This window comes from Flavobacteriales bacterium, assembly GCA_013214975.1.
Taxonomy (GTDB): domain Bacteria; phylum Bacteroidota; class Bacteroidia; order DT-38; family DT-38; genus DT-38.
Genome location: JABSPR010000056.1, coordinates 1 through 6,220, shown reverse-complemented (window position 1 = coordinate 6,220; position 6,220 = coordinate 1). Strand labels below are relative to the sequence as shown.

General features: G+C 35.6%; 5 protein-coding genes. 3 read left to right on the top strand and 2 right to left on the bottom strand.

From position 1 onward, the window contains the following. Positions 1–186 precede the first annotated feature (186 nt). The gene (locus HRT72_03060) at positions 187–633 is read right to left on the bottom strand and encodes a KTSC domain-containing protein (GenBank protein ID NQY66689.1); all 447 of its coding nucleotides are present in this window, start codon (positions 631–633) and stop codon (positions 187–189) included. A 441-nt stretch (positions 634–1,074) separates the two neighbouring features. Between HRT72_03060 and HRT72_03055 the strand changes: the two genes are divergently transcribed. Further along, complete coding sequence (locus tag HRT72_03055) at positions 1,075–1,977, top strand: hypothetical protein (GenBank protein ID NQY66688.1); 903 nt, start codon at positions 1,075–1,077, stop codon at positions 1,975–1,977. Positions 1,978–2,256: 279 nt separating this feature from the next. Continuing rightward, a complete protein-coding gene (locus tag HRT72_03050) occupies positions 2,257–3,030 on the top strand; it encodes a phytanoyl-CoA dioxygenase family protein (GenBank protein NQY66687.1) in 774 nt (257 codons plus the stop codon). Positions 3,031–3,084: 54 nt separating this feature from the next. Here the strand turns inward: HRT72_03050 and HRT72_03045 are convergent, their stop codons facing one another. Then, the gene (locus HRT72_03045) at positions 3,085–4,662 is read right to left on the bottom strand and encodes an FAD-binding protein (protein ID NQY66686.1); all 1,578 of its coding nucleotides are present in this window, start codon (positions 4,660–4,662) and stop codon (positions 3,085–3,087) included. A 155-nt stretch (positions 4,663–4,817) separates the two neighbouring features. Here HRT72_03045 and HRT72_03040 point away from each other — a divergent pair. Next, positions 4,818–6,220, top strand: a 1,403-nt coding sequence (locus HRT72_03040; protein ID NQY66685.1) for a PAS domain S-box protein, incomplete at its 3' end; no start/stop codon positions are given.

Below are 6,220 nucleotides of genomic sequence, written 5' to 3'. Positions count from 1 at the left end.
TTGTTCTTAATAAGAACTTATTTGATGTAGATGTTTATGAGATATGGAAAGTTAAGCCTAAAGCTGTAATGATGGATGGTGAATTTATTTTCGGCTCCGTTTCTGAATAGATGCGTGCCAAACTAGGATATAAATCTGTGCTCTATTCTAGTACTTTAAATCACTGCAAAGAACAGTAGACTTATGCTATTCTTGTTGAAGTTCCTTCTTTAATTTTCTATATAAGAAAGCGTTAAATATTTTTCTTTTCCCAAATCGAGTTTGTTTATCCGCCTCAAGTAATTTGTTGAACAATTTCTTATCTACACCGAAGAACTCATAGGTTGCTCCATCTACAAATGTAATTTCTAGCACTTGCCCCTCGTGAAGCATCTCTGAAATTCCAGAGCTTGTTGTAGCTGCAAACTCATCTAATTTGGCGGCCTTAGTTTCAGGAGCTATTCCAACCAAAAAATGGTAACCGTCAATAATCTTTCGGCTCATACCTTCAGCCTCTATTGCCTTGGTGTCTCCTTCTTGAAACTTATCAGGATGCCACTCTTTTACTAGATTCCTATAAGCTTTTTTAAGCTGTTTAAGATCTGAGTTAGACTCAACGTTAAATAATTTCCGGTACTCACTGATTCTCTTCATAATTCGTCTTCTAATTTCCGCACGAAAGTACAAACTCTCATAGAGCTTTCAACTTGTATTATCCTTTAACAGCAACTACTAACAAGCTAAACATCGTTCATCATTTATTATCTTCTCTTAAAAGATAATTACCTTTTTGAATTGCAACGAGTTCCAGAATTGTAAACCTTCAATTAATTTGAGGCACATTAAATTTCAAAGTCGAATTTTTTATATCGCGAATAAACTGGCCCGATACTATTTAAACATCAGGCATTCTGGCAGATAAGCACAAAGCATACAATAAACATGAAACACACTATATATCAGAGTTTTCGAAGTAAATAGAACTAAAGCATTTTTACTTTAAAATAATCTCAAATATTAAGGAGATAGATTTAAATATGATGTAGTTTCGAGTTCGAATTTCCGGCAAAATACATTTACATACAAATCAAGAAAATGAGATTATTAATATTAACACTTTGTGTTCTATTTATTGGTTCGACTGGCTATGGCCAATTAAGAAGTTATAAAGTAAATGAAGAACGAGTAGCTAGTATAAAGAAGAAATTATACGTTGTTACACACGAAAGATTTAAGGAGCACAACGACATGTTCCTCAGCGCAGTAGAGAAGTATTGGAAATTTAGTGAATATGAAGTTGTTGACGAGGCAAAAATCAATGAAACGTTTCAACCGAACGATGATGTTAGTCAACTACATATATTCAACGGAGATTTTGGAATGCTAATAAATATCCCAGCTATAGGTATTACCGAAAAATTAGAAAAGAAAGGCAACTACGAGTATAGAGGCTATGGAGCTGGATACTTTTGGCCTAATAACTGGAAATTCAATTGGTTATGGAATCCATCAAACAGCGTTCACTCAAATTCGAAAACTATTAAGAGAATCGAAGATCAAGGAACTAAGGTATTTATGGCTTTAGCAATACAACGGTTAAACTATTTTTGGTCTAATACTGAAGATGAAAATATGAACGTAACTTTCGTTTCTCAATGGAAAACAATAAACAAGAGCAAAGGAAAGCTTATCAAAACAAAAAGATTATTAGTATCTCCAGGGGCTCAACTTTCAACACTTGAAGATATTAAGAAAGTATATGACCATCCTAATATTTCTTATGCCACAGGTGCACAAATCGAGAATGCTATACTAAATCAAAAAGACGTTTTGGTTGTACTATATGAAATCGGTTTAAAAGGAGAAAAAAGTGAAGAAATGTTAGTTTACCATCCAGCAACTGGTGAAACATATTTTAATAAGACTCTAAGCGGTAAAGATGACAAATTACCTGGCCTTCAGTTGAGTTATTTTAAGGAGATCAACAAGTCGAAATAACGGCCTTACTAAAAGTTTTTTTCCATTGCTTATTCAAGGGAGGCTTATATCTTTAATAGATAAGTTAATCTCTATTTGGCAAGCAAGTTTAAGGACGCTCTCCGCACTCCTGCCAACTCTCTATTTCATCTTCGCTCACTCTCTAACATAATCAATTACACATTTTGATTGTGTGCTGCGGGAATATCGAATTGATATTAATCGTCTACCTTTCGAGTTATGTAGTTAAGTCAGTCTTATGATAAGAGATAAATTTACAAGCTTCGAGTACTTTCTAATATGGTGCTTAAAGAAACTTTTAAACGCCTTATTAGCGATAATAAACATTCCTCTGAATCTTTAAATATTGAAGATAAAAGAATATTAGCCAAACTCAATTCAGATGGGTTAGTGGTAATCGAAAATTATTATTCGAAAGAAAAATGTGATCAAATAATGTCTTTCATAGACACTTTGATTCAAAATCACGACGAATACCTAATTAAAGATGAATTAGAATCGGACTTGCGGTTATTTGGAGCAGATAAGCTAAATCCAATTGTTAACGAATATAAGAACGATCCTTTTATTAAAAGAATAGGAGAAGCTGTATTGAATGGAGGTGCCAAATCACACTATGTGCTCGCTCAGAAAACTAAATTCATAGATGGCAATCTGGGTTCTGGCGCTGGATGGCATAGAGATTTATATGAAAAGAATATGTTTAAATCCATTCTCTATTTATCCGATGTGGATAATGAAACGGGACCGTTTCAATACGTATCAGGAACTCATAAACTCAGTTCTGTTTTTCAAGGAATTATCAAATTCAATCAAAAATTATCTTGCAGATTAGAAAATGAAGAGATTGAGAGGTACTATAAATTACCTCAAAACAAACTAGAAACGATTCAAGGAAAAGCTGGTACTTTAATTTTAGCAAACACAACGGCGATACACCGTGGGAAACCACTAAATAAAGGATTAAGATATAGCATTACGAACTACTTCTTTTACGATTACGATAAAGAAACTAGCGACCAGAACTATGGCGAACGCGTATTGATTCCTTAAAAGATAACCTCTTTAATGTTTGAATCAATTTTTTGCTCATTATTCTGAGCTCATTCAAACTGAAAAATATTTATTGTATACCGCTTCGGCACATCGCTCTCCATCCATTGCCGCTGATACAATTCCACCAGCATAACCAGCTCCTTCTGCACATGGAAATAATCTTTTTGTCGCTACATGCTCTAGGCTCTCTTTGTTACGAGGAATTCTAACCGGAGAAGAAGTTCTGCTTTCAACTCCAACTATCTGTGCGTCGTTCGTAAGATAGCCTCGCATCTTCTTCCCAAAACTCTCAAACCCTTGTCGCAACCCATCTATTAGGAACCCGGGTAATACATCTTCCATTCTAACCGACTTTAATCCGGGTTGATAAGAAGTATCTAATAAAGATGAAGACAATTTATTCTCAACAAAATCAACTAATCGTTGAGCAGGAGCTGTTTGGTTTCCACCGGCGGCCTTACAAGCTTTTTGTTCTATCGCATTCTGAAAATACAATCCAGCTAAAGGTCCATATTGGACAAACTCTTTAAAGTCATTGGCGTCGACAGACATCACCATTCCTGAATTAGCAAACTTCGAATCTCTACGCGAAGGACTCATTCCATTTACAACTATTTCTCCTGTATTAGTAGCTGCAGGTACAATGCACCCTCCAGGGCACATGCAAAAAGAAAATACTCCCCGCTTTGTACCATTCACACTAACTTGTTGAACCAATGAATATGAACTCGCAGGCAAAAACTCTCCTCTATCTTTTTTACAATGGTATTGAATTTCATCAATCAGGTCTTGTTTATGCTCCACCCTCACTCCTATCGCAAAAGGTTTAGATTCTATTAGAATTTCTCTTTTGTGTAGTAAGTGATAAATATCGTGTGCGGAATGCCCTGTCGCTAAAATAACTGAGGCACCTCGGTGTTTGGTACCATCCTCGGTCACCACTCCTTTCATCTCATTTTTCTCCAAGACAAAATCAATTACCTTAGTATCAAAGTAGATCTCCCCTCCTGCCTTCAGGATGCTTTCTCTGAGTTTAGACACTAAAACGGGAAGTTTATTCGTACCAATATGTGGATGAGCGTCAAATAATATTTCTTCATTCGCTCCATGTGCAACAAGTACCTCTAATACCCTCCTCACATTTCCTCGCTTTTTAGAACGAGTATATAATTTACCATCAGAGTACGTTCCAGCTCCTCCCTCTCCAAAACAATAATTCGATTCGGGATTTACAATGTGCTTTTTATTGATTGCAGCAATATCCCTTCTTCTAGCCTGAACATCTTTTCCTCGCTCAAAAATTATCGGTTTTAATCCAAGTTCAATCAATCTAATCCCAGCAAATAACCCAGCTGGACCAGCACCAACAATTATTACCGCCTGCTTATCGCCAACATTTTGATAGTCGATTGAATGAGAGATTAAAGAGGATTCCTTATCCGGCTCGATCAACTCCAATTTAAATTTCACAAGTATCTGTCTTCCTCGTGCATCAATAGACCGACGTAGAGGTCTAATAATCAAATTGCTCGATTCCTTAATTGAAAGTTTTCGGAATACAGCTACTTTGAATTTAGCTTCATCGAATGCCTCTTCAGGCGATAGGTTTATGTCGTAAATTTCACTCAAAATAAAAGGGTTTTATCCTCTAAATTTAATTACAAATATAGCCATGAAATTAAATGATCACTTATTTCATTTGTCACTCACAATCTTCTTTGCTAACTTACAAGTTGTATCCACTTTACACCGCATATAAATTTCATAACTAGTACATAGAAGCATTGAAAGAAGTCATCTCAGAAAAAAGTATCGATCAAAATGCTAGACTAGATCATCTCAATGCTATTTATGAAAAATCGCCAATTGGAATTATATTCTCTGACTACAATGGTGTAATTCTTAACGCAAACCCTAGGTTCGAGGAAATATTAGGGTACAATACCATCGACTTAAATAACACCTCCGTTTTAGATATTACTTTCGAAGATGACGTTGAAACATGTAGTAATCATCTTGAAATACTTAGAAAAGGCAGAACTGATTCGTTCGAAGTTGAAAAACGATTCATTACAAAATCGGGAGAGATAGTCACTTGTATTACACAAGTGGTAGCACACCATGACCCAAAATACGGTGATCCTTTTCTGACAATAATGATATCGGATATTTCTGACAGAAAAAAAAATGAGCAAAGAAGTTTATCCGTTATTGAAGCGACTACCTCTATTATTTGGACGACTGGGCGTTTCGGCGAGATATGTTCCGAACAGTTATCATGGGGGAATTTCACTGGTCAATCATGGGAAGAGCACAAAGAATTTGGATGGGTAGATAAAATTTTTATTGACGATAGAGAGCAATTTTTAGATGATTGGAAGAATGCATATAGGAAATGCATAAACTTCGAAAGTTCTGGTAAAATCTGGCACGATAAATCCCTAACCTGGCATGACTTTGAGGTTAAAGGCATCCCTCTCCTTGATGATTATGGAAAAATCAGAGAGTGGGTTGGTGTAATTACAGACATTACGATCCGTGTTGAAGCAACAAAAAAACTTGAAGCACAAGCGCAAGAATTACAACAGTTAAATTACATAACCTCGCATAACCTCAAATCTCCTATTTCGAATATTGAAGGGTTAATTAATATGTTTGATAAAGAAGCACTGTCGGATAGAAACTTGAGAGTTTTTGAATTAATGAGCAAGGCTACTCAAGGAATGAAAACTTCTATGGAACGATTAAGTGAAGCCGTTGCTGCAAAAAATAGTTTTTTCATGCTTAGCGAATGTATCTCTATAAAAGAATCTTATGAAGAAGCTACTAAAGGTCTCGCTTTTATTATTGAGGATAGTAAAGCGAAAATATCCACAAACTTCGAGGCCACCGATTCCATCGTATTTCCTTCTCTCCATTTAGTAAGTATACTTCAGAATATGATTTCAAATGCGTTAAAATATGCACATCCTGATCGACCTCCTGAAATCTCTTTAACTACAGAATTATCCAACGAGTATGTTACAGTTTCTATTTCGGACAATGGTTTGGGAATGGATTTAAAACTAATTGAAGGAAAGCTATTTGGTCTCTATCAAAGATACCATACAGAGCAAGAAGGCACAGGTGTCGGATTGTACTTGGTTAAAGCTACTCTTGAAAATTACGGAGGAAAAATAGAAGTAGA